This window comes from Agaribacillus sp. DX54 (genome assembly GCF_056858335.1).
In genome coordinates, this window is the sequence record NZ_JBXEQE010000012.1 from 70,008 (window position 1) to 93,746 (window position 23,739).

The 23,739-nt window shown below is 41.7% G+C and carries 18 protein-coding genes and 1 riboswitch; of the genes, 8 read left to right on the plus strand and 10 right to left on the minus strand.

The features are described 5' to 3' along the window. Nucleotides 1-181: 181 nt before the first annotated feature. A complete protein-coding gene (locus AC04NP_RS14455; RefSeq protein WP_482860479.1) occupies nucleotides 182-1,129 on the plus strand; it encodes an outer membrane beta-barrel protein in 948 nt (315 codons plus the stop codon). 44 nt (nucleotides 1,130-1,173) lie between these two features. After that, entirely contained in the window at nucleotides 1,174-2,400 is a 1,227-nt protein-coding gene (locus tag AC04NP_RS14460; protein WP_482860480.1) for a hypothetical protein, read from the plus strand. Nucleotides 2,401-2,468: 68 nt separating this feature from the next. On the opposite strand, the gene AC04NP_RS14465 is transcribed toward AC04NP_RS14460, so the two are convergent. The 3 genes from AC04NP_RS14465 to AC04NP_RS14475 all read right to left on the minus strand — a co-directional run bounded on the left by AC04NP_RS14465 (nucleotide 2,469) and on the right by AC04NP_RS14475 (nucleotide 5,986). After that, nucleotides 2,469-3,086, minus strand: coding sequence for a thioredoxin family protein (locus AC04NP_RS14465; protein ID WP_482860481.1), 618 nt, complete (start codon nucleotides 3,084-3,086; stop codon nucleotides 2,469-2,471). A 7-nt stretch (nucleotides 3,087-3,093) separates the two neighbouring features. Beyond that, nucleotides 3,094-3,579 (minus strand): TlpA disulfide reductase family protein, encoded by a 486-nt coding sequence (locus AC04NP_RS14470; protein WP_482860482.1) that lies wholly within the window; start codon nucleotides 3,577-3,579, stop codon nucleotides 3,094-3,096. A 619-nt stretch (nucleotides 3,580-4,198) separates the two neighbouring features. Further along, complete coding sequence (locus tag AC04NP_RS14475; RefSeq protein ID WP_482860483.1) at nucleotides 4,199-5,986, minus strand: chloride channel protein; 1,788 nt, start codon at nucleotides 5,984-5,986, stop codon at nucleotides 4,199-4,201. Between the two features lie 138 nt (nucleotides 5,987-6,124). Here AC04NP_RS14475 and AC04NP_RS14480 point away from each other — a divergent pair, with 138 nt between their 5' ends. Together AC04NP_RS14480 and AC04NP_RS14485 are read left to right on the plus strand one after the other, a co-directional pair. After that, entirely contained in the window at nucleotides 6,125-7,126 is a 1,002-nt protein-coding gene (locus AC04NP_RS14480) for a sugar phosphate nucleotidyltransferase (RefSeq protein WP_482860484.1), read from the plus strand. A 23-nt stretch (nucleotides 7,127-7,149) separates the two neighbouring features. After that, nucleotides 7,150-7,539 carry a VOC family protein gene (locus AC04NP_RS14485; RefSeq protein WP_482860485.1) on the plus strand — a complete coding sequence of 130 codons (390 nt, stop codon included), beginning with the start codon at nucleotides 7,150-7,152 and terminating at the stop codon, nucleotides 7,537-7,539. 211 nt (nucleotides 7,540-7,750) lie between these two features. Here the strand turns inward: AC04NP_RS14485 and AC04NP_RS14490 are convergent, their stop codons facing one another. From AC04NP_RS14490 to AC04NP_RS14515, 6 genes are all read right to left on the minus strand, one after another. Continuing rightward, nucleotides 7,751-9,409 (minus strand): Gfo/Idh/MocA family oxidoreductase, encoded by a 1,659-nt coding sequence (locus AC04NP_RS14490; RefSeq protein ID WP_482860486.1) that lies wholly within the window; start codon nucleotides 9,407-9,409, stop codon nucleotides 7,751-7,753. A gap of 19 nt (nucleotides 9,410-9,428) precedes the next feature. Then, nucleotides 9,429-9,917: a DoxX family membrane protein gene (locus AC04NP_RS14495; RefSeq protein ID WP_482860487.1), complete on the minus strand. Its 489-nt coding sequence runs from the start codon at nucleotides 9,915-9,917 to the stop codon at nucleotides 9,429-9,431. A gap of 270 nt (nucleotides 9,918-10,187) precedes the next feature. Beyond that, on the minus strand, nucleotides 10,188-13,217 hold the full coding sequence (locus AC04NP_RS14500; protein WP_482860488.1) for an AsmA family protein: 3,030 nt from the start codon (nucleotides 13,215-13,217) through the stop codon (nucleotides 10,188-10,190). A 206-nt stretch (nucleotides 13,218-13,423) separates the two neighbouring features. Further along, complete coding sequence (locus AC04NP_RS14505) at nucleotides 13,424-14,665, minus strand: homoserine dehydrogenase (RefSeq protein ID WP_482860489.1); 1,242 nt, start codon at nucleotides 14,663-14,665, stop codon at nucleotides 13,424-13,426. Then, nucleotides 14,665-15,708 (minus strand): homoserine O-acetyltransferase family protein, encoded by a 1,044-nt coding sequence (locus AC04NP_RS14510; RefSeq protein ID WP_482860490.1) that lies wholly within the window; start codon nucleotides 15,706-15,708, stop codon nucleotides 14,665-14,667. The genes AC04NP_RS14505 and AC04NP_RS14510 overlap by 1 nt, the downstream gene beginning before the upstream one ends. A gap of 11 nt (nucleotides 15,709-15,719) precedes the next feature. Continuing rightward, nucleotides 15,720-17,045, minus strand: coding sequence for an O-acetylhomoserine aminocarboxypropyltransferase/cysteine synthase family protein (locus AC04NP_RS14515; protein ID WP_482860491.1), 1,326 nt, complete (start codon nucleotides 17,043-17,045; stop codon nucleotides 15,720-15,722). Between the two features lie 252 nt (nucleotides 17,046-17,297). Next, a riboswitch (SAM riboswitch) is annotated at nucleotides 17,298-17,399 on the minus strand. A 657-nt stretch (nucleotides 17,400-18,056) separates the two neighbouring features. On the opposite strand from AC04NP_RS14515, the gene AC04NP_RS14520 reads away from it, so the two are divergent. Continuing rightward, nucleotides 18,057-18,920 (plus strand): hypothetical protein, encoded by an 864-nt coding sequence (locus AC04NP_RS14520; protein ID WP_482860492.1) that lies wholly within the window; start codon nucleotides 18,057-18,059, stop codon nucleotides 18,918-18,920. A 17-nt stretch (nucleotides 18,921-18,937) separates the two neighbouring features. Here the strand turns inward: AC04NP_RS14520 and kbl are convergent, their stop codons facing one another. Continuing rightward, nucleotides 18,938-20,134 carry a glycine C-acetyltransferase gene (gene kbl / locus AC04NP_RS14525; RefSeq protein ID WP_482860493.1) on the minus strand — a complete coding sequence of 399 codons (1,197 nt, stop codon included), beginning with the start codon at nucleotides 20,132-20,134 and terminating at the stop codon, nucleotides 18,938-18,940. Nucleotides 20,135-20,245: 111 nt separating this feature from the next. On the opposite strand from kbl, the gene AC04NP_RS14530 reads away from it, so the two are divergent. The 3 genes from AC04NP_RS14530 to AC04NP_RS14540 are packed head-to-tail and all read left to right on the plus strand — an operon-like array spanning nucleotide 20,246 to nucleotide 23,561. Beyond that, nucleotides 20,246-21,199, plus strand: a complete 954-nt coding sequence (locus AC04NP_RS14530; RefSeq protein ID WP_482860494.1) for an NAD-dependent epimerase/dehydratase family protein — start codon at nucleotides 20,246-20,248, stop codon at nucleotides 21,197-21,199. A gap of 55 nt (nucleotides 21,200-21,254) precedes the next feature. Next, nucleotides 21,255-22,040: an enoyl-CoA hydratase/isomerase family protein gene (locus tag AC04NP_RS14535; RefSeq protein WP_482860495.1), complete on the plus strand. Its 786-nt coding sequence runs from the start codon at nucleotides 21,255-21,257 to the stop codon at nucleotides 22,038-22,040. A 24-nt stretch (nucleotides 22,041-22,064) separates the two neighbouring features. Then, nucleotides 22,065-23,561 (plus strand): lipopolysaccharide biosynthesis protein, encoded by a 1,497-nt coding sequence (locus AC04NP_RS14540; RefSeq protein WP_482860496.1) that lies wholly within the window; start codon nucleotides 22,065-22,067, stop codon nucleotides 23,559-23,561. Nucleotides 23,562-23,739: the final 178 nt, after the last annotated feature.

Genomic DNA, 23,739 nt, shown 5'->3' on the forward strand with positions numbered 1-23,739 from the left:
TGATTGAATGTTTTTAAATTTCTTTATTCAAGCAATTTGAGCAAATAGTAATAACAATTTACAAGCACAAAATAATTGCAGCAAAAATTACAATTTACAGCAAAAGTATTAAACCAATATTAAAATGGGGCGGTGTTTTTTACCGTTAATCAATTAATTGACCACAATAACCAAAACTAAAATGTCTACTTCTACCGACAGGAAAAAGAAGCTTTTTATCCATTTCATCAAAATTATCTTCACCTGTTTGTTTCTAATGCTCCTGGTTGCTGATGTACATGGCCAGGAAATGAACAAGAGAACCGGGCTGATCAAAGGTGGGATATACAGTAAAGACCGTAACAATAAAAGAAAATTCGAAAGTTTTGCCGGCGATGCTTCATCGGGTGGCGGATCTACCCGTTGGGGTTTTGGAATTAAGGGGGGCATGAACCTTACCCAGGCCAAACCTGATGATCAGTTTTCAGTATTCAGTTATACCATTGAACCTGAGCATACACTGGCTGAAAAGGAATACTATAAATCATCGGAAAACACAGGTTTTCAGGTAACCTTTATAGCCAAATATACACTTTTCAACAACTTAAGTATCAGTTTGCAGCCTACCTTTGCCTCTTATAAATACGGTTATGAGAGCAACTATGCATGGATGGATTTTGAAAACAACAACAACAGTCTGTTTCTTTTTTTCAGGCATGAGCAAACGCTGAATTACCTGGAGGCCCCGTTATTACTTCGTTACGATATTCTCGATGCCCCCATCCGGCCTTTTGTTCATGGAGGGGCATTTTATGGCAGGTTACTCAATGCTTTAAAGGAAGTTGATGTAACTGGCCAGGACAATGCATCAGGAGCCACAGAAGAATTCAATGGAGCCACCAGTACGCTGGGTATGGATGATCAGTACGTAAAATCCCAATATGGTATTATTGCCGGTGGGGGAATTAGCATATCCCTGGGACCGGCTAATTTTGAGCTCGGTGTCGATTACAAGGTCGGCCTGAATAATATTGTGGACGAAAACAACCGTTTCACAGACAACACCCTCATTTCCGGAAGCTATGACATCCTTGACAACATGACATTAAGAAATCTGTCCTTTTCTATGGGAGTGATATTTGGCATTTAAACCATTAACTCAATGACCTGTCTGTTTTCTAACTGAATATGATCATGAAAATTTCTTTCAAAAGACGCAGCCAACAACTTCTTTTACCGTCATTAATATGGACAGTAGCCATATTTTCCGGGTTGGGAATCACCGGATGCAGTGATAGCGAGGTAGCTCCGACCGACAACTTTGTCAAAATCTACAACAACGAATTGTTTGATATTTCCTATAATCCATTGGATGTGAAACAAACCGCCGATGGTACTTATATCATCCTCAGTACGGCCAACGAAACCGATACCTACTTGCTTCGGGTCAACGAATCCGGGGAATTTATTTCAGACACAATTATATCGACTCCCTACACCAATCCTCTTTCGGAGCTATTCCTGGTAAACGATGAATACCATTTCTTTAGCATGGACAATGTCACACTTTCCACCTATCTTCTAAAAGTAAATCTTTCCGACTCCAATCAGGTACCTGAATTGGTGCGGTCGTTTCCCGGGATTATTTATCCGTTACATGCCAGTCAGGTTCCTGATGGTGGATTTCTTATTCAAAGCTACAACCGGGATGCCCGGAGCACCTCACTTACAAAACTCGATGCCGGCTTTAATCAATCCTGGCAGTCAGAATACGAGGTTTTGGAAGATGTAGAGGCCAGTATCATCGCAAAATTCGCCGGCACAGGAGAAAGGACGCTGCCTTATTTTACAGGGGCAAGCGAGGATGGCAGTGTCTGTTTTCTTAACGGTTTTTATAATTTCAGTTTCTCCCTTTTGTTTGTCAACGCATCAAATGGCGATTTACTGGGAACACTAAATGGGTTGAGGGAAGAAACCGGAGTAAGCGCAGCCGTTCATTTGACAGGCGACCAATACGCATTGTCCAGATTTAGTTTCGAAGAAAACTTCATCTTGCCCACAGGCACGATCAACATACAGGGTAATGAATTCAGCGGGGAAATAGGTGGAAACGAGTTTCCCGAAATGTTGCCTCACGCCAGGGTAATTGTCAAAAAGCTGGTGATCAATGGCATTGATGCCATCGTCTATGGCACTGAAACCAAAAGCAAGCAGATCGCCCTCTATATTTATGATGCTACTGACGGTAGCCTGATCAACGCAAAATACTTTGGCAACACCAATCCTTATGAATTTGGAAATTTTTCATTGACCGATGACGGCGGCATGGCTGTGATAGGCAGAACGTTTGTAGCTGGCAGATTTCCAAGAGTGGCATTTTTCAAAATGTCGCAGGAAGAAGTTAACAGTTTGGTGCAATAGATTTATTATAGTCATAGCATGACTTGGAGTCATACTATGACTACTAAGAGCATTATTTTCCGGTGCTATTAAGCCTCCTTCCACTTGATGGTACAACCGATGGCTTTTGTAAAATCATTAGAAACCTTTTTACCAGCCTTTAAAGCCTCAATGGCATTTTCCAGGTATTTTTCAGAAGCATCGGCAGCGCTTTTATGGTTATTGTCTATGGCGCCTATGTAAGCCACCCTGTATTTGTTGTTTTCCTTTTTCAACAAAAAAACATGGGGTGTTCTTGTTGCTCCGTAGGTTTTGGTAACTTTCTGGGTTTCGTCAACAAGATATGGGAAGGTAAACCCCTTATCTTTTGCTCTTTGTTGCATTAAATCAAAGGAATCTCCCGGTTGTCGTGCCGGATCGTTGGGGTTTATAGCAATAACCGGAAAGCCCTGACCTGCGTATTTGTTGTTTATGGCAATAATCCTGTCCTCATATATCTTGGAATAAGGGCAGGTATTACAGGTAAAGATGACAACAATGCCTTTCGCATTCCTGTAATCTGACATAGACACCATTTTTCCGTCAACATTCTTCAGCTTAAAGTCTATAGCATAATCTCCAACACTATAACCTTTGTCTTCGAAAGTTGCTGCGGTGTTTACCGTCACCAAAAGTATGGCGGTAACAAACAAGTGAATTCTTCTCATATCGATATTAGTTTATAAGTGTTTTAATGATTTGTGATAGTTCTCCTTTTTTAAACTGGCGTTCATAAAAATCCTTTTTATTTTTGCGGTTATCTACGATTAAAGTGGCTGGAATAGCCCCTGACCAGCTTGTGTCGATTTTATCAATTATCTTATTGTAGTCCGTTTCATCCAAAAGATACAAAGTCGATTGCAATTGTTTTTTTTCAACAAAAAGTTTCACTTTCGTATCCAGATCTTCCACGAAATCCATACTTACCAAAACCACTTCAATGCCCTGCTCTCCATAGGTAGCATGAACATCCTCAAAATAAGGAAGCTCTTCGATACACGGTTTACACCAGGTTGCCCAAAAATTAATCACCTTCACAGAGGCATCTTTATTATTGATAATCTCCTGCAATTCAGGAAATTTTATGACCTCCACCTTTTGTCCTGAAACCTCGTTACTACAAAAAAGAAAAAGCAATACCAGTATGTTCGCTAATCTCATACCTACTAAATACGGTTTTCTTACAGTTCGGTTTTCGCTAATTTTTTTTTAGTAAAAAATGAGACAGAATGATCTTGCAGACTCCTGCAAAAATATAACTATTCCAATATCAGCCAAAATCTTCCACTTACAAAAACTATGCTTGACTACATGGGTGAGCCCAATCATAAAATTCCGGATCAAAAACATAACAAAAACTTAATTAAAATTTAATATGCTGAAAATACGATATTATCGAACGATTTTTGGTGTTCATGTTTTTGAAATATTGATTCCTGTTATTTTATGAAAGAGGATCGAGGTGTAAGTTTTTGCTCAAAAAGTGAGCCCATAAAACCCGATTCTAAAGTAAGATTATACTTATCAAAGAATACTAATTGTCAAGCAAAACTTTTCCACATTTTCGAAAAGTTATCCACACTCCTTTATGTTGCTCATATAAATATTTGATAATCAGATGATTAAGCATTGAAATGTTGAATCCCATTTTGTGGATAACTTCCTGATTTTTATCTATTTGCAAAAAAAACGCCGATTTTAGTAAGATTTTCTCTAAAAAAACTTCATTTTTTTGCAAAGCATCAGTAGCCAAAATATTTAGTAAACATGTAGGGTTTGATTAACTCACATACTCGCTATGCTGGCGGATTAATTTTTTCCGGTAAGCGTTAAAAATTCTCGATTTCGATACAAAACCCACATATTTTTCATCATCGATAACCGGAAGATTCCAGGCACCGGTCTTCTCAAACTTTCCCATGACCGACAGCATGCTTTCATATGAAGACACACTTTCCGGAGGGTTGTGCATAAGCGATTTTACATAAATGCTTTTCCTCGATTCTTCATCAAACATCAATTCCCGGATATCATCCAATGTAACTATACCTACCAGCCGGGCTTCCTCATCGACAACAGGGAAAATGTTACGTCTGGAGATTCTCACCAGGTCAACCAGATCACCCAGCGTGGCATCGGGATGGATTTTCAGCAGGTCTTTTTCAATCATCTTACTAATGTGGATCAGACTCAAAACCTGACGGTCCTTGTCATGGGGTATAAGGTCTCCTGTTTCTACGAGTTTTTTTGTATAGATTGAATAGGTTTCAAAGTACGAACTGGTACTGTAGGCAATGGCCGATACCAACATGAGTGGCACAAAAAGCGTGTAGCCACTGGTGATTTCGGCGATCAGGAATATGGCTGTTAACGGGGCATGTAACACCCCGCTCATCAACCCGCACATGCCGACCAGGGTAAAGTTGCTGGTACTGATCAGGGTCGTTCCCATAAACAAATTGGTTATTTTCGCATAAAGATACCCGGCCATGCCTCCAAGAAATAAGGAGGGTGCGAACAATCCCCCACTACCTCCTGCCCCAACGGTCAAAGCGGAGGCCACAGGCTTCACAAGTGCTACGCCGATCATAAAAATTATGAGAAAAAGTGTATTATCAATTTGCTGAAAAAAGGGGCTGCTGTTTAAAATTTCGGTATCATGGCCGGCAAGCAGGGTTTTAATGGTACTGTATCCTTCACCATAAATTGGAGGAAAAACAAACACAATCAGCCCCAAGGCCATTCCACCAATGATTGCCTTTGAAACATCATTTTTGATTTTGTTGACCAAATCCTCGATTTTATAGGTAGCACGTGTAAAATATACAGATCCTAATCCACATAAAATTCCCAACAAAATATAAAATGGAATGTCAGAAGCAGATAGCGGGTCGGTCAGTTCGAAATAAAACATCACGTTGTCGCCCAGCAACAGCAAAGAAACCAGCGCCCCGCATACCGAAGCCATTAGTAATGGAATAAAAGCAGCAATGGTGACCTCGGCCAAAATAATCTCAATGCTGAAAATAACCCCGGCAATCGGCGAATTAAAGATGGCCGATAGGGCACCGGCGGCACCACAGCCAATCAGCAGTATCCTTCGTTTATAATTCAAATGCATCAACGTGCCGATGTTAGAGCCTATCGCCGATCCGGTAACTATCACAGGAGCCTCCAAACCCACTGAACCGCCCAGTCCAACAGTGAGGGCACTGGTAATCATTCTGGAGTAAATCTTGGTTTTGCCGATAATCCCGGATTTTTTGGAAATGGCATAGAGAATATTGGTAATACCATGCCCCAGTTTTTCCCCAAAAAAATATTTGGCGATAAACAAGGTCAGCAAAATACCGACCAGCGGATAGCCGATATAAAGGTAGTTGGCATATTTAATGTCAAAGCTGCTGGTAAGAAAATCCTGAATATAATGAACTGATGTTTTAAGGGTAACCGCCGCAAAACCTGTGACAATTCCGATAACTCCACTTAAAATAAGAATGAAGTTCTTATTTGGAATATGTTTAATGCGCCATATAAGAAATTTAACCAGAAGGTTGTTAGATTTCATGAGCGATAGATGCGATATCTTACAACATCAAAAATAAGATAAATGAGCGGTAAAATTGTTTTTTACCTTTTAAATTAATAATCAGCCATTTCTTTTTTATTATCTTAGATAACTCTTTACAAACCATAAAATTTTTGCATGAAAGCAGTTATCCCCGTCGCCGGGATGGGAAGCAGGTTAAGGCCACATACACACACCCAACCTAAGGCCCTCGTGCCAGTGGCAGGCAAAGCCATTTTAGCACATATACTGGACCCCCTGATAAAAGCCGGTATTGAAGAATTCGTTTTTATTATTGGCTACATGGGAAACAAAATCGAAGAATACATCAATGAACGGTATAAAAGCAAAGGAATAAAAGTAGCGTTTGTCGTGCAGGAACCCCGGGAGGGAACGGCCCATGCGCTTTGGCTGGCAAGGAAAAAGTTTGATGGTGAGGATGAAATCCTGATTACACTGGGTGATATTATTATCAATATCAATCTGGAAAAGTTTCTGGCTACTGAATCATCAGTGGTCGGTGTGAAAAAAGTAGAAGTCCCCGGCAATTTCGGTATCGCAGAATTGGATGATAGCGGCTTCATCTCCAAACTTGTTGAAAAACCGAAAATTCCTAAATCTAACCTGGCCCTTATTGGAATTTACAAATTGACCAACCCAAAACTGTTTCTGGAATCGGTAGAATATATTGTAAGCAATAAAATGAAAAACCTCGGCGAATATCAATTAACAGATGCCCTGATGCACATGATTGAGAAAGGTGAAAAAATCACCACCCAATCAGTAGACAATTGGTTCGATTGCGGTAAAAAGGAATCACTACTGGAAGCCAATGCCATATTAATGAACCGCCGGGAGTTTAAAAGCACCAACCATGAATTTCATAAAACCATACTGGTGCCACCTGTCAGTATTGGCAAAAATTGTAAAATCAGCAATTCCATCATTGGACCTAATGTGGCGCTGGGTGATAATGCGACGATCTCTTATTCCATTGTGAAAAACACCATTATCGGATCTTTCAGCGAATTACAAAGCGCAGTCTTACACAATTCCATTATCGGTAACGACACTACGTTGAAAGGGTTATCTCACAGCCTGAATATTGGTGATAATACTGAAATCAACTTTACCGGTTAACGAATTGCCCTGAATAAAGCAACATGGACATCCGCCAGATCAAAGAAACCTGCCTTTACATCCGGGATATTGATGCCTCCATCAAATTCTATCATGAAAAACTGGGGTTTCCCATCATTGGCAAAAAAGCGGGCAGACATGTTTTTTTCAGGGCCGGCACATCCGTGCTTCTCTGTTTTATCGCTGAAGCCACCAGGAATGAAACCCTACTGCCCCCACATTTTGCCGCCGGAAAACAGCACCTGGCTTTTGAAGTAAGTCCCGGAGACTATCAAAAACACAAAGCCATTATTGCCTCAAAAAACATCGAAATTATTCACGAGCAGGACTGGAAAAATGATCTCAAATCATTCTATTTTGAAGATCCGGACGGGCATTTGCTGGAAATAGTGCCTTATGGCATTTGGGAATAACTGTACACTCACCTCATCTGCTAAAACCCCTGTGTCTCTTCGTGTCTCGGTGCCTTTGTGGTGAAAAATGGTTAACCACAAAGTTCCCCAAGGTCAGACAATTGACCAAACATTTAACAAAAATAAATAATTCATAAAATTGATATTCAATAACTTACAAATCACTTATATAGGCACCAAGACACGAAGGAGCTTTAACACTGGAATGTTATTATAATGCGAGTGTTGTCTCTCTACCTCGACCTTGAAAACTGGCTCCAAGGTAAATGTTGTCTGTATCTGCCAACAGGATTTGATCCGGATCTTCACCAGGCATAGTAATAATTTCCTCCTTGACAGGATCCCATTCCACACGGCGGCCTATCTTGTACGCAAGTCCTGCCATGTGGGCAGTGATGGCCTCTTCGAAACCTTCTTTAATACCACAGCTCGGGGATCCACCGTTCCTGATACAACTCAACCACTCCTTTATATGCAGAAAAGTTGAATCTACCAGCTTACCATCCCTGTAGGTCCACAGCAAACCCTTGTCGGCAAAATACTTGGAGGTGGCAGAAGTTATTCCGTCCACCTGGTCCGAAGCCGGATTATAACTATAAATGGGATCGCCAGGCCGGATACCATACTTTCTAACGGTAGGTTTGTAGCGTTCAGAACGTGGATCTGCAAAAATAGTAAGGCTGTTACCCAGCTCCATGGTGCCATCATTGCCCATCAACAAAGTCTTTCTGCCATGCTGATTTCCCAGCGTAGCGCTGTACATCAGGGTCATCCCTCTGGTTTTTTCTGTTGAAGCCCCTGTAACAAATTCAGGATATTCCATATTTACCTGGAACACATCAGGCACATTACGGCCGTCCCTATGCGTGTAAATACCGCCGGATGCTGTGACATAGCGGGGTATCCCCATTTCAAGGATGCAGTTGATGCGGTCATAATCGTGGGTCATCAGATCACCTGAAAGGCCCGATCCATAGGCCCACCATTTACGCCATCTGAAGAAATGCTCCTTGTTAAAAGGTATTTCCGGAGCACTTCCAAGAAACTGCTGCCAGTCGATGGTCTGCGGGCTGGCTTTCTCGTGAATATGGTATTGCCAGGCGCCGTTATCTGAATTCCGGTTGGTATTGGCCTGAATCAGTGAGATATGGCCCAGTATATTCTTTTTGATCACATCCTGTGCAGTCAGGAAACTCTGGGTTTGCCGGTGTTGGTGGCCGACAGCAAATACAGCGCTGGAGTTTTTAGCGGCTTCCCGGAGGGCATAGGTTTCGGCAATGTTATGCGTCATTGGCTTTTCCACATAAACGTGTTTCCCTGCCTCCAATGCAGCAATAGCAATAGGGGCATGCCAGTGGTCTGCTGTAGCTATGATCACACCATCAACATCCCCTTTGTCCAGCAGTTCTTTATAAGTAGCGTATCTTTTGATGTTGTTACCAAAAGATGCAAGGGCTATTTCAGCCCTGATATCAAAAAGATCACAGACCGCTGTAATCCGAATGTTGAGATCTTCCTGCTCCTGGAAAGATTTTAAGCGGGTATTCCTGGGGTTTTTGGCCACCGCTTCACGGGCATTTTCCAACCATTCATTGGTGGCAAAGCCGGCTGCCCGGCACAACTGCTCCCCGCGTATTCCGAAACCGATAATACCGATTTTGATCGGATCCCCACTCATAGAGCCTACGGGAGGCGGAGGAGAAGCGTTTATATTCAGGGTTTTCAGAATGCTTTCCCTTTCTTTCTTAGCTGATTGGCTAACACCGGCGGCACCCACAAGAGCACCCCCTACAATCGGCAACCCTGCTAATCCTTTAATAACTGTTCTCCGGCTCCATCCACTCGACGTTTTTTTTTCGTTTCCGTCCATGATCTAATTTTTTAATGATTTAAATTGATGGTTTCTTCTTGAAGCTTTGGCTAAAGAATAACTCCAGACCAAAATATTGCTCTGTAGGAAATTTGATAAGCACCGCCAACGCGAATATCTCAATCAGGTTTTTATTGACAAACAGGTAACTGCCCTCTGCGGGTCCCGGAATCTCCAAACCGGGTAAGGGCGGATAAGCCAGGTAATACATGATCAGGAGAGCTATGCCTATATAGCTAGCCCAACGACTCCATAGCCCCAGAACTAATCCCAATCCTACCACGATCAACGCGGCAATATTCATAAAATCGACAAAACCAATCATCGAGTCTTCTCCAAGGAATCTAAAAATGTGCCTGAAAGGGCCTACCGATCCGATCAAATATCCCTTGGCTGTCCATGAAGGGTTGAAAAGTTTGATCAGGCCTTCATAAAGAAAATGCCAGCCAATTAATAGTCTAAGGATGACCAGAGCGCTTAATTGGCCTTTTGAATAATTATCTTTCATAGGTGAAAATTTGATGTATAAAACGTTTCCGGAATCCCAAATTAAGGAATGTTCCTTTCTAACAACATGACCGAAGTCACTTTTGTTACAGTGGTAACCCGATTTGAACTTATAACGGGCAGAAGCTCAGCTTTAATACCTGCTTGTTAATAAAGACGCTATGATGGTTTTGAAGAAGCTCGGGACCGGAAGTAAATAACGACGATAGTCATAGTATGACTCAAAGTCATACTATGACTACTAAAAGCGAATTCTAAAGAAGCATTGTTCTTAATTCTTTTTATTAAACTTCAGCAAGTTTTTAATCTTGTCTTCTGCCTTTTTCTTGGTTTGATCCGCCATCTTTTTCAGACTGTCCTGTTTGGCTTTTGCCTGTTCCGCCAGGGCTTTTTTAACACTATCCTCCCTTGCTTTTAACTGTGCCTTGGTATCCACCACCGAAGATGAATCTACCAGCTTTGAAACAGCGGGATCCTTGATGACCTTACCCTTGTTATCAGTGATCTGTTGTAAAAGCTTCTCCTTGGCGGTTTCGGTAACCTGCTCCTTCAAATTATCCTTTGAGAAAGCATTGCCCAAAACAAATTTGGGATCGGTGAAATTCTGAGTCAAAGTTATTGGCAGCTTGATGTTTTGCGAGGTATTGCCTCCTCCGGTAACAGAACTCACCAAAGCATTGAATTTGGCACCATATGAACCAGCAGGAATATCCATTTCCAACTCATAATCCAGGCTGCCGTCAAGCCCTGTGCTGCCGGATACTAAAGTATTAAAATTCCCCAACTTTATGTTAAACGGTTTTACATTTAACTTCCCATCTTTTATTTCAGTTTTTAGAAGCAAATCCTTAATGGCGACAACATTGTTAACTTTATCCAGGTTGGTAAGGCCGGCTATGCCGTTGGTAATATTGTTTTTTTCCAGGACAGCCTCAACAATATTCACCAATCCGGATCCTGTAATCGTACCCAACTTAGGCATCATATCTTGTCCCAATTCTCCGTTTAAAGCAAAGTTTGTTGAAAAGTTTCCATTCACAAACTGAGCAATCGGGGCAAAGGCCTTAACTGTGTTAAAGGTCATGTAAGATTGCTGAATAGATACGTTTGCGACATCCAGGTCAAAATCAAAAGCAGGCCGGTCTGTATCACGTGTGTCATAGGTTCCGTTTACGGCAAATGCGCCCCCCAGCGTATTAAAATTCACCTTGTCCAATATGACCATCCCTTCCCTGATCAAGACATTACCTTTTACGTTTTTCAGTTTCATATTATCATAGTCGACCTCTTTTATATTAGCGGACAATTGAAAGTCGATGTTTTTGGGGATCGCTACAACCTCGGTTTCGTAGGTGGCAGTGTCTTCACTAACTTCACCTTCGGTAACCATCCATTCGTTAATGTCAAATTTATTGGAATTAAAAGTCATTTTCCCTTTAATCAGCGCTCCTTCTTTGAATAAATAATTCAAGTAATTACTGATATTTCCGGTCAACTGCAAATCGCTTTTTCCCAACTTTCCTTTAAAACTACTTAGCTTGATTTTTTCAGCATCAAACTCCGTTTTGGCCTGATCTATTTTTATGCCTTGTGGAAAATCAACTTCACTCACAAAAGAAAAATCCCTGACATCCACGGTTCCGGAGGTGGCTATTTTATCATATCTTCCGGCTTCCAAATCTGACATTTTTCCTTTGCTGGCAATGTTTGCTGCAATCAGCCCGCTTAACTGCATGCTATCCAAAGGAAAGATCCTGGTAAGCTTTTCGAGATTGAGATTACCATTGATATGAGCATCCCATTGATAGTTTTCAAGATCCTTCAAGGTAAGGTCTCCGGTAAACTCTTCACCGTCAAGCAACATGCCAAGCTGCTTTACCTGTATCAATGTTCCGGCCATGCTTCCGCCTTCATTTTTTACTGTTGAAACAAAACTGACTTTTTCCAGGGGTATGGGATAGTCGGCATATTTGAAGTAACCTTCTTTGAGTGACATGTCTGCTGTAATAGAAGGAAACTTTCCCTGAAGGGAGTCATAGACGCCATCAGCTACTAAATCAAGATTGTAGATACCTTTCATATCCAATCCTTCCACAGGAAAAGTGGCATTCAATGCTGCCAGGTCCAGTTTGGCATGTATATCTGCTTGGATGGCAGATCTGGAAAGGCCCTCGATTTTAGCAACAGCCGTCACCGGGTTACCACCAAAATCCATGTCAAATTTCTTGATGTCTATCAATGTATGATCTATGTTGCCGTCTTTGTTATCCAGCACCAGGTCAACATTAATGTCTTTTACTGCTTTTGGAAGGTCAGGATACCGGAACATGGCTTCATCTACTTTCAGATTCAGATGAAAAGCCGGCATTTGCCGCTCACTATAAACACCCTTTACTTTGCCGGAAAAAGCCAGGTTCCCTTGGGTCTTGATGTCCTCAAAACCTTCCTTGAACACACCGGGCACCAGTGAGAGCAGGCTTTTAAATTTGTTGTCAGATGAGGAAAAGCCGATATCCATTTCATAGCCTTCATCAGGCATTGAAAAACTTCCATCAAAGTTTACCGCAAAATCATTTACTTTAAGTGTATTATCCTTAAAAGTAAACTTCATGGCCGGCAGATCCATGTTTAAAATCATGTCAAGGTCAAGTTTTTTGTTTGATAAATATTCAACCCCGTCAAACATAATATCGACCTTTTCGATAGTGGTCCTGGTATCCATATCCAGTACATCCAAAGTAAAATCCCCGCTTCCGATATGATTTAATCCTTCCAGGTTCATTACATAAGGAATCGACTGGTCATCATATCTTAATTTACCTTCTATGATTTCCCAATGGTCAATACTGATAGCCATGGTGGTGGAGGTAACAGCAGTATCTTGTTCCACAGTCTCACTTTTAACAGCAATGTCATAGTTAGCTTTACCGTTTTCCAACACCTTAATAAAAATGTTGGGGCGGGTTAAGGTTATACCGCTGATCCTGATGTTATCTCCAAATAACAAATGGTAGAGGTTTACCTCCAACTCAAATTTTTCTACAGCCAGCAATACATCTTCAGCAAACTCATCACGCCCAATAATGCCTAATTCTTCCATAGAAACGGTTATACTGGGAAAATTACTGAGCAGGGAAAGGCCCAGCTTTTCGGGATCAAAGTACACATCGGCATTGACCGATCTGGCAATTTCGGCATCGATAGCTGCTTTTATATCATCTTTGAAAATTATTGGTATGGCTACTGCCGCCCCCATAAAGAGCACGAAAACAGACGCAATGATTATGATAATCTTTTTCATGGTTGCTTTGATTTTTTACCTAGCTGTTTATGATCTATCAAACTATAACGATAATTCAAAGATCATTGATATGCACTAATTGTAAAATTAAATCTTAACCGATTTGGTACTAGTCCAATACCATCAAAAAAGGCCCGATCCTTACGATGAGCCTTTTTAAGCTTATATTATCATTATCCTTATTGTTCGGTCCGGTAAGTGTTCTTTCAGACCATGGCTTTAACAATATCTTTTTTCTCATTTATACCGCTCAACTTATTCAGCAAATACCGTAGATCCAGGGTAATGAAAGTGGTGTTAAAATTTTCAGATGATCTGAATTTCAACAAATCTTTTAATTTTACAGAGCCATACACAAACCTGTAGGCGGTACCTGGTGATAAATCCTCCAGCAACTTGAAATCCAGCGCTATCATTACCATATCTGATGTACATTTCAGGTAAATGTTAAAAGCAAAATCCGTGTCAGGCAAGCTGCCTGCCGGATCGTTGTTATAATAGTTGTATCGGTAACCATTGGTAATGGCTAACAGGTCTGAAAACATGGCCCAGCCTGTCGGATGACTGCCAGCCCCTTTGCCGGTCAGGAGCTGATCGCCCATAAATTCCGATTGCAATATTACTCCGTTGTATTCATTGTCAATTTTGTACAAGGGATGATGACCATCTACAAAGGCAGGAATTACCATAGCCAAATACCTGTTGCGCTTCGTTTTTTGCAAAATGGCCACCTGCTTGATCTTGTAACCTTTTTTTTGGGCAAATGCGATTTCATGTTCCGATATGTGCCGGATACCGAACTGAAAAATCTCTTTGGTCTTTAACGGCATATGGAACCCATGGCGGGCGATGATGCATAGCTTATTGGAGGCGTCGAATCCGCCAACGTCCAGGGTAGGATCTGTCTCTGCGAAACCAAGCTCCTGGGCTTCCCTCAATGCGGTGGTATAAGAGCAGTCTTCATCAATAATTTTGCTGAGGATGTAATTAGAAGACCCATTTAAAATGCCTGAAATTCCATCTATTGAACTCCTTCGATAATAATCCTGCAGGGTTCTGAGAACAGGAATGCTGCCACAGACCGAGGCTTCATAGATCAAAACCCCGCTGGATTTGCTTTCCAGTTCTATGAGGTCGGCAAGGTTATCGGCCAGCATTTTCTTGGAAGCTGAAACAACCTTTTTCCCATGTTTTAACGCCAGTTTGACAATCTCTAAAGCCTCATCATCATCGCTGATGGCTTCGGCTATGATTTCGATTTCATTGTCATTAAAAATTTCGTGCTTGTCATAAGTAAATACAGAGCCTGGCAGGTTTCGGGTTTTGTTTGGGTCTTTGACACAGATTTTAGAGATTTCGAAAGGAAGATCGTTTTGTTGCTGTATGATATCGTACAATCCCTGGCCTACACAACCAAAGCCAAATAAGGCTATCTTCTTTTTTTTCATTATACAATTTCCGGGTTTAACTTGTTTTCTTTATAAAAATTGGCTACTGCACTGGTCAGTTGCCTGGCTTCTATCAAAAAGCCGTCGTGACCATAACTGGAGTCGATGATCTCAAAAGTAGCATCAACTACGTGGTCGGCTAAAAATTTTTGTTCATTAACAGGAAAAAGCTGGTCGGTGGCAATAGAAATAAATAATGACCTGGCTTTGATGCCTTGCAATACCTTAAAAATTCCACCTCTTCCCCTTCCGACGTTATGTGAATCCATCGCCTTGGATAAGGTCCAGTAAGAAAAGGCATTAAACCTTTTAGCCAGCTTATTGCCTTGATAAACCTGGTAAGAGGAAGCCTTAAAATTATCTTTTACATCATCATCGTCCTCTTCCTGGGTAGCCAGATAAGTGGCATAGTGACGGTATGACAACAAGGCAATCGACCTGGCTACTTTCATTCCGTTCATACCCGCTTTTTCTGTGCTGAGCTTCCAGGTCAAATCCATGGCAATGGCCTGACGCTGTGATTCGTTAAACGCTATTCCCCAAGGCGAGTGTTTTGCATTCGATGCAATAACTACCATGTTGTTGAAAACATCCGGATTTTTAATAACCCATTCCAGCACATGTTGTCCGCCCAGGGAGCCTCCGATAATGGTGTGGACTTTTTCAATGTCAAGGTCTTGTCTTAGCAAATCAAAGGCGTTGACAATATCCCGGTTGGTTAAATCCGGAAAATCATGATAAAAGGGTAAGCCGGTTTTAGGATTGGTTGAAAGCGAGCCTGTAGAGCCGTAACACCCCCCAAGCATGTTTGCACATATCACGAAGCACTTTTCAGGATCGTATAGCTTTCCCTTACCAAACAATCCCGGCCACCATTCCGTGAAATCGGAATTGGCGGTCAATGCATGGCAGACCCAGATAATGTTATCCCGGCGTTGGTTTAAGGTGCCGTAAGTTGTGTAGGCTAAATTGAAACCGGGAAGACTACTTCCCGATTCCAATTTAAAACTTTCTTTATATTCAAATAAATGATGCTTTAACATATTTTTAGTTCTTAAGCGGTGGCCAGATCCGATGAAAAGACCTTTTTAAACGCTTGTTCAAAATCACCTTTGATATCGTCAATGTGTTCAATTCCTACAGACACCCGTAACTGGGCAGGTAAAACTCCTGAGGCTAATTGCTCCTCGTCTGATAATTGTTGATGGGTAGTGGAAGCCGGGTGAATGATCAACGTTTTGGAGTCACCCACATTGGCCAGATGACTGATTAGCTGCAGGCTGTTCACCAGTTTTTCGGCATTCTCCTTACCTCCTTTAATTTCGAAGGTCAATACACCTCCGAAACCATTTTTTAAATATTTTTTGGCATTCCCATGGTGCGGACTCGACGCTAAGCCAGGATAGTTGACATTTTCAACAAGATCATGTTGCTCCAGCCACTGTGCCAGTTTTAAGGCATTTTCCACGGTTCTTTCCACTCTTAGTGAAAGGGTTTCCAGTCCCTGCAATAGCAAAAACGAATTAAACGGACTTTGTGCAGGACCAAAATCCCTAAGCCCTTCAACCCTGGCCCTGATGATAAAAGCTATGTTTCCGAAAGGGCCACCTTCACCGAATATTTCCCAGAAGTTCAATCCATGGTATCCTTCCGCAGGTTCTGTAAATACAGGGAACTTGCCGTTCGCCCAGTTAAAGTTACCACCATCGACAATCACGCCGCCAATGCTGGTTCCGTGGCCACCAATCCATTTTGTTGCTGACGCTACCACCACATTGGCGCCATGTTTTAGGGGCTGAAACAAGTACCCTCCCGCACCAAATGTGTTATCCACAATAAGAGGCAGGTCATATTTCCTGGCGAGGGCAGCAATAGCCTCAAAATCAGGGACATTAAAACCCGGATTTCCAATGGTTTCCAGGTACAGGGCCTTGGTTTTATCGTCTATCAGCTTTTCATAACTTGCTACAGATTCATCTTCGGTAAACCTGGCTTCTATGCCTAATCTTTTAAAAGAAACTTTAAACTGATTGTAGGTACCACCATAAAGAAATGAACTGGAAACAAAATTATCGCCGGTTTGCATGATATTATTCAGGGCGATAAATTGAGCTGCCTGCCCCGAGGCCACAGCCAGGGCTGCTACCCCACCTTCAAGCGCGGCGATTCTTTTCTCAAAAACATCCGTGGTGGGATTCATGATCCTGGTATAAATGTTTCCAAACTCTTTCAAGGCAAACAGGTTAGCCCCATGTTCGGCATCTTTAAAAACATAAGAGGTAGTTTGGTGGATAGGTACGGCACGCGAGCGGCTGCTACTGTCATCGAGTTCCTGACCTGCGTGTAATTGAAGGGTTTCGAATTTTAATGTTTGTGACATATCGTTGTACTTTTTACTGTTAAATTTTGATTAAATTGATAAACTGATGAGGGAAGTTTTTTGGTTGGATGCTATCCGGGCCAACGGATAAGCAACTAAGGTATTATATAACAACAACAGCACATGGACAAATGGGCATGCTGATTATTAATATATGATGGATTCAATGTCCTGAAAGCAGCATTAATCTGTGATTTAACCTTAAATCCTGTTAATCGGAAGTACCTGAGTTGATTTTTCATATTGCTAATCAATTTATATTTTCCCAACTGGGATCAGGAATTAGCACCTTGAACAAGTGTTCAGGTTGCTAGCGTTTCATCGAGCCTGTCTCTTAACGCTTCTTTATAAATCAATTAAAATTTAATTGACTTGAGGATACAAACGTAAACACAAATTAGTTTGTTTCCAAATTTTTGAAAGAAACATGATGAAATTGTTTTGGGGGTTGCGGATTACGGGTTGCGAGGTTGGGGTTGCGGGTTTGACGCTAACCTGCAATCCGGGACTCGTAATTCTAAGACTAAGGCCAACAAATAAGTATAATTTGTTTTAACAACTAGAGTTAATTGACAATTGACAATGGAAAATTGACAACTATTTTGGGGGATACACCCTTGGGCCGGGGGTTATGAAATCATCGCATCCTCTTATCATTAAGGGTATGGGATGGTGGAAGCGTCTTGTGGCTGCTGCGCAACATTTTCGACAAAATTCTTGGGGCGAGATGTACCGGAAGTTCAACAAAATCGATAAAATCCTTCATTTTTTTGGTATTATTCTATTATTTTTTAATACTTTTCTGTTAACACTAACAATAGAGATCAGCCTAAATTTGCCAGAAAAAAGTGATGTACTTATGGTTTTCACCTGAAGAATTACTAAAAATCAAGAAACCTTACACAGGTAAAAATCGTTAAATTTCCAACTTTCTATTGTTAAATAATTGTTAATTTTACGTTATCTTTAGTTTTATATTAGTTAACATTCGCTTAACATTAGATATAATCTTTGAAAACACTATTTACCATATTACCCTTTTTACTGTTGTCGATTTATGCCGAATCGATAGGACAAACCGATATGAACAAGGCCGGGGTGCAAGGAAACACAGATGGCATCAACAAGCACCTCCCGCTATTTTTGGGTACGGTAAATGAGACAAATAAAAGTAAAAATAGCGTACTACCGGATCTCAGGACCTATTTGGGTAAACTATGCCAGAAGAGAACACGGATTAAAAGCGACAATAAATTTTTCAATTATTTATTCTATAAAACCCACAGAAAGTATCTCAAACACTACCAACCCCACACCTCCGTCGAGGATATACTGGAACGAGGAGCCTACGATTGTGTCTCTGGGACGGCTTTTTACGCCTTATTATTGGACTATCTCGGCATGGATTACGAAATCAAAGAGTTTGATTTTCATGTATTGATAATTGCCAAATCGGGAGATCGACAATTCCTTATAGAGTCAACAGATCCTACCGGCGGTTTAAACGACAATCCGAAAGAAATAGCAGACAGGATCAGATACTACGTTGACAAAGATAACAGCAACAATAACCTCAGTGTTGGCTCTCATGAGCAATTGTATCAATATGCTGTGACCATTAATCATAAAAATATCAGCCTGACAGAGTTAGCCGGATTGCTTCATTATAATAATGCCGTATATTACTATAACCAAAAAAAGGTCTTCAAAGCAGCCGCTTCCATACAAAAGTCATTCGCACTGTATGATTCAAAAAGAATCCGGGCATTCCGGCAGTTGGCAGCAAGGAGTTTTTTGGGTGACCCCAACCTGACACAGCTTCAAAAAGAAAAGCTTATTGATCTGATAGGTCTCGAGCTGGTCGCATTAAAGTAAAACGCCACCCTTCCTACTTAACTCAGCACCTCCAACTGCTCTCCGACTTCCGTAAAAGCCTGAATCGCTGCATCTAAATGATGCTTTTCATGAATGGCTGATATCTGCACCCTGATTCTGGCCTGTCCTTTGGGAACTACCGGAAAATAGAAGCCTATTACATAAATCCCTTTTTCAAGCAGCTTTTCGGCAAATTGCTGTGACAAAACCGCATCATACAGCATGATAGGAACAATAGGGTGCTCCCCGGGTTTAATATCAAACCCGGCCGCTGTCATTTTACTCCTGAAGTACCTGGTGTTATCTTCCAGTTTATCCCGGAGTTCGGTCGTTTCAGTAAGCATGTCAAAAACCGCCAGAGAAGCACCTACAATGGAAGGGGCCAGGGTATTTGAAAAAAGATAAGGTCTGGAGCGTTGCCTCAGCATTTCAATGATTTCTTTTTTCCCGGAGGTAAAACCACCGGATGCTCCTCCCAGTGCTTTTCCCAGCGTACTGGTAATTATATCTATCCTGTCCATCACACCTCTGTACTCATGCACACCCCTGCCCGTTTTTCCCATAAAACCTGTTGCATGGCATTCGTCGGACATAACCAATGCCTGATACCGGTCAGCAAGGTCGCAAATCTCATCCAGCCTGGCAATGGTACCATCCATAGAAAATACACCATCTGTAACAATGATTTTTTGCTGGCAACCGGCTGCGGCTGCGTTTTTAAGTTGTGTTTCCAGATCATCCATGTCATTATGTTTGAATCTGAAGCGCTGTGCTTTACACAACCGCACCCCATCAATAATTGAAGCATGATTCAGGGTGTCAGATATGATTGCATCATCCGGGCCAAACAACGGCTCAAAAACACCTCCATTGGCATCGAAAGCCGCAGCATATAATATAGTGTCCTCTGTTCCCAAAAAAGCTGATATTTTCTCTTCCAACCGCTTATGGATATCCTGGGTGCCGCAGATAAACCGGACCGACGACATACCAAAACCATGGGTATCGATGGTTTTCTTGGCCGCTTCCAGAACTTTGGGATGGGAAGAAAGTCCCAGGTAGTTGTTGGCACAAAAATTTATCACTTCTTCCCCATGCGAAGTTTTTATATCAGCTCCCTGCGGAGTTGTAATAATTCTTTCATTTTTAAACAGACCGGCTGCTTTTATTTCCGCCAACTCTTTTTCCAAAAATGGCTTTAGTGTATCGTACATGATCTTTTTGACTTTACATTATTTATTAATTCCACAATAATCAAAACTACCTGGGTCATTTGCAATATTATTGATGATAATTCTTATTTTCGCGCACATAAATCCAAATAGATGAAGAAAATTTTGATTATTGGCGCCTGTGGTCAGCTCGGTTATGAGTTGACAGCCACATTGCGCCAGCGCTACGGCCACGAAAATGTCATTGCCTCTGATATTAACGCACCAAAGATGGATCTGGCCGATGATTTTTTTGAACACCTGGATGTTTTAAACAAAAAGAGTTTTGGTGAGATTGTGGATAAACATCGAATTGATGAAATTTACAATTTAGCTGCCATCTTGTCGGCAATCGGGGAAAAAAATCCCAAATTTGCCTGGAAGTTGAATATGGACGGTTTGATCAACAGTCTGGACATTGCCCGGGAAAAAAAAATAAACAAAATCTATTGGCCGAGTTCCATCGCTACATTCGGCCCTGACACGCCCCGCGATCTCACTCCTCAAAACACGATTATGAACCCAAACACGGTCTATGGCATCAGCAAACTGGCCGGTGAAAGATGGTGTGAGTATTATTTTCTAAAATACGGTGTCGATGTGAGAAGTATCCGGTATCCGGGTCTGATCGGTTACAAGGCCATGCCGGGAGGTGGTACCACCGACTATGCCGTGGATATTTATTTCAAAGCCCTGGCAGGGCAGGTTTTTGACTGTTTTCTGGAAAAAGATACCTTGCTGCCGATGATGTATATGCCCGATGCTATCAAAGCTACCATAGATTTAATGGACGCTGAGAAAACCAACATTTCGGTCCGGTCCAGCTATAATCTGGCTTCCATGAGCTTTAGTCCGGACGATATTGCCAAATCGATCCGCTGTCATCTGCCGGATTTTAATATCAGGTATAAACCCGATTTTCGACAATCCATCGCCGATTCATGGCCCAACAGCATCGATGACTCCGCGGCAAGGGAAGATTGGGGCTGGCAACCGGAATTTAATCTTGAAAAAATGACCAGGGATATTCTGGACAATCTAAAAAAACGCTCAGGTCAATTTTCTTAATTAAATTGGTGTTTCATAAGGCAGGTGTTATCTTTGAAAAAAACATATTTTCAATATGGCAGATTACCAAAATTTAATCTCAGAAATCCGCGAAGGCATCCTGACACTTACCATTAACAGGCCCGATAAGCTGAACGCGCTAAACGCGGCCACTGTCAGCGAAATAAAGACGGCGATTGAGGATGCTTACGACGACAAAAAGGTACAGGGCGTCATTTTCACCGGGGCAGGGCATAAGGCTTTTGTAGCGGGTGCCGATATCAAAGAGATTGCTGAGTTAAATGAGGTCTATGGAAGAAAATTTGCCGAGCAGGGACAGGAAGCTTTTTTTTCTATTGAAAACTGCCCTAAACCTGTTATTGCCGCCATTAACGGTTTCGCGCTGGGCGGTGGGTGTGAATTAGCCATGGCTTGCCATTTGCGTGTGGCCACTGAACATGCAAAATTTGGTCAGCCTGAGGTTAACCTGGGTATTATTCCAGGCTATGGTGGCACACAAAGACTAACCCAATTGATAGGAAAAGGCAAGGCCCTGGAAATGATGATGACCGGTGAAATGATTTCTGCCAAACGGGCGGAACAACTGGGGTTGGTAAACCATGTAGTAAAGGACGAGGCTGACTTACTTCCCAAGTGCCGTGAACTGCTAAAAAAGATTATCAGCAAAGCCCCGTTGGCAGTGAGCATGGTCATAAACTGTGTTAATGCCGTTTTCCATCCTGAAGAAAAGGGGTATCAAACTGAGGCCAACAGCTTTTCAAATTGTTGTAAATCAGAAGATTTCAAAGAGGGGACCTCAGCATTTTTAGAGAAAAGAGCACCGGCTTTTAAGGGTGAATAGGCTTAAAACACATTCGAGCCACTCATGAACCCCCTCAAAAAATTAGCCGGTCAAACCGCCATCTACGGAGTACCCAGTATTCTGGGCAGATTTCTGAATTATTTACTCGTTACACTGCACACCGATGTGCTGAATACTGCACAATATGGAGTTTACAGTGACCTGTACACTTATGTAGCCTACATTATCATGGTTTATTCCTTCGGGATGGAAACCACCTTTTTCAGGTTTGCCAATAAAGCGAATCCCCGGGAAGCTTACCGGAATGCCGGTTCCTTCATTTTTTACCTGAGTACGTTTGTCTCAGTTAACCTCGTCATATTTTCACCAACCATTGCCTCTTTACTGGGTTATGAAGGAAAAGCCCACTACATCATATGGTTGGCCGTAATCTTGTGGATAGATGCCCTGGTCGCCCTGCCTTTTGCTCAACTAAGATACCAAAATAAACCGGTCAGGTTTGCGGTGTACAGGCTGGTTAATGTGATTCTGGTCATAGTCCTTCAGATTTTTCTACTTGGTATTTGTCCCAAAATTCATGAAGGATCTTTTTTGCCGGTTTTAAAACCTTTGGTCGATCTGTTTTTCATCCCGGATTACGGCGTGGAATATATTATCATCGCCAATTTAATTGCCAATGCGTTTTATATCATTTTTCTTCTTAAACCGATCCTGCAAATCCGTTTCAGAATCAACTGGCAAACTTTCAAACCAATGTTTTGGTATGCTTTGCCTATCACCATTACCGGAATTGCCGGTATTACCAATGAGAGGCTCGATATCATTTTACTGGGCGACTTGCTGCCTGAAGGTTTTTATCCTGGAAAAACCAATCAGGATGTACAAGGTATCTATGGGGCCAGTGTGAAGCTAAGCGTGCTGATGATCTTAGGGAATCAGGCTTTCAGGTTTGCCGCCGAACCCTTTTTCTTCTCAAGTGCCAAAGATAAAAACGCCCCTGACCTGTTTGCACGTGTGTTCCACTATTTTGTCATTGCCGCTGTCATAGTTTTTGTGGGCGTTAGCGTTAATAAGGAATTTATTGCCACGGAATTGTTGAGAAGCCCGGAGTTCAGGGAAGCCCTGATGGTGGTACCCTGGCTGCTGATAGGAAAATTGTTTATGGGAGTTTATACTAACTTCGCCATTTGGTTTAAGATTATCGATAAAACCATTTTCGGGGCCTACTTTGCCCTGACAGGGGCTTTTATCACCATCACTGCCAATTTCTTTTTGATACCCAAAGTGGGTTACATGGCGCCTGCCTATGCCAGCATACTGGCTTATTTTACCATGGCGGTTGTTTGTTATGGCTACGGCCAAAAACACTTTCCTATCCCATATAATCTTAAAGTGGCATTTCTTTACCTGCTGGCTGGTATACTGGCCGTGTATGTTCTTGGTTTTTTAAGCCTTGAGAACAAAAGCCTGGAATACCCCATAAAGCTGGTTATCACATTTGTGCTGGTCGGTGTTGTTTTTTTGGTGGAAAGAAAAAACCTGATGAAACGCGAAATTTAAAGCGAAGGCAGACATTTTTTTCCCTTTTCGGCCAAAACATTGTATTTTTACTTCACAAATTGTTGCAAAAACCGTTATTTAATATATGATAACTTTTTAAAGCGGATATTTCGCCTCTAATATCACCTGGGTTAAGCCTGGCCAACTATTTGCTTGTTATGATATACATATTGTATGA

Excerpts from the sequence above, each read along its gene's own strand:
- AC04NP_RS14480 (WP_482860484.1), top strand. The coding sequence starts at position 6,125 with ATGAAAGCAGTTATCCCCGTCGCCGGGATGGGAAGCAGGTTAAGGCCA.
- AC04NP_RS14465 (WP_482860481.1), bottom strand. The coding sequence starts at position 3,086 with ATGAGAAGAATTCACTTGTTTGTTACCGCCATACTTTTGGTGACGGTA.
- AC04NP_RS14470 (WP_482860482.1), bottom strand. The coding sequence starts at position 3,579 with ATGAGATTAGCGAACATACTGGTATTGCTTTTTCTTTTTTGTAGTAAC.
- AC04NP_RS14485 (WP_482860485.1), top strand. The coding sequence starts at position 7,150 with ATGGACATCCGCCAGATCAAAGAAACCTGCCTTTACATCCGGGATATT.
- AC04NP_RS14490 (WP_482860486.1), bottom strand. The coding sequence starts at position 9,409 with ATGGACGGAAACGAAAAAAAAACGTCGAGTGGATGGAGCCGGAGAACA.
- AC04NP_RS14455 (WP_482860479.1), top strand. The coding sequence starts at position 182 with ATGTCTACTTCTACCGACAGGAAAAAGAAGCTTTTTATCCATTTCATC.
- AC04NP_RS14505 (WP_482860489.1), bottom strand. The coding sequence starts at position 14,665 with ATGAAAAAAAAGAAGATAGCCTTATTTGGCTTTGGTTGTGTAGGCCAG.
- AC04NP_RS14530 (WP_482860494.1), top strand. The coding sequence starts at position 20,246 with ATGAAGAAAATTTTGATTATTGGCGCCTGTGGTCAGCTCGGTTATGAG.
- AC04NP_RS14535 (WP_482860495.1), top strand. The coding sequence starts at position 21,255 with ATGGCAGATTACCAAAATTTAATCTCAGAAATCCGCGAAGGCATCCTG.
- AC04NP_RS14460 (WP_482860480.1), top strand. The coding sequence starts at position 1,174 with ATGAAAATTTCTTTCAAAAGACGCAGCCAACAACTTCTTTTACCGTCA.
- AC04NP_RS14500 (WP_482860488.1), bottom strand. The coding sequence starts at position 13,217 with ATGAAAAAGATTATCATAATCATTGCGTCTGTTTTCGTGCTCTTTATG.
- AC04NP_RS14540 (WP_482860496.1), top strand. The coding sequence starts at position 22,065 with ATGAACCCCCTCAAAAAATTAGCCGGTCAAACCGCCATCTACGGAGTA.
- AC04NP_RS14510 (WP_482860490.1), bottom strand. The coding sequence starts at position 15,708 with ATGTTAAAGCATCATTTATTTGAATATAAAGAAAGTTTTAAATTGGAA.
- AC04NP_RS14515 (WP_482860491.1), bottom strand. The coding sequence starts at position 17,045 with ATGTCACAAACATTAAAATTCGAAACCCTTCAATTACACGCAGGTCAG.
- kbl (WP_482860493.1), bottom strand. The coding sequence starts at position 20,134 with ATGTACGATACACTAAAGCCATTTTTGGAAAAAGAGTTGGCGGAAATA.
- AC04NP_RS14475 (WP_482860483.1), bottom strand. The coding sequence starts at position 5,986 with ATGAAATCTAACAACCTTCTGGTTAAATTTCTTATATGGCGCATTAAA.
- AC04NP_RS14495 (WP_482860487.1), bottom strand. The coding sequence starts at position 9,917 with ATGAAAGATAATTATTCAAAAGGCCAATTAAGCGCTCTGGTCATCCTT.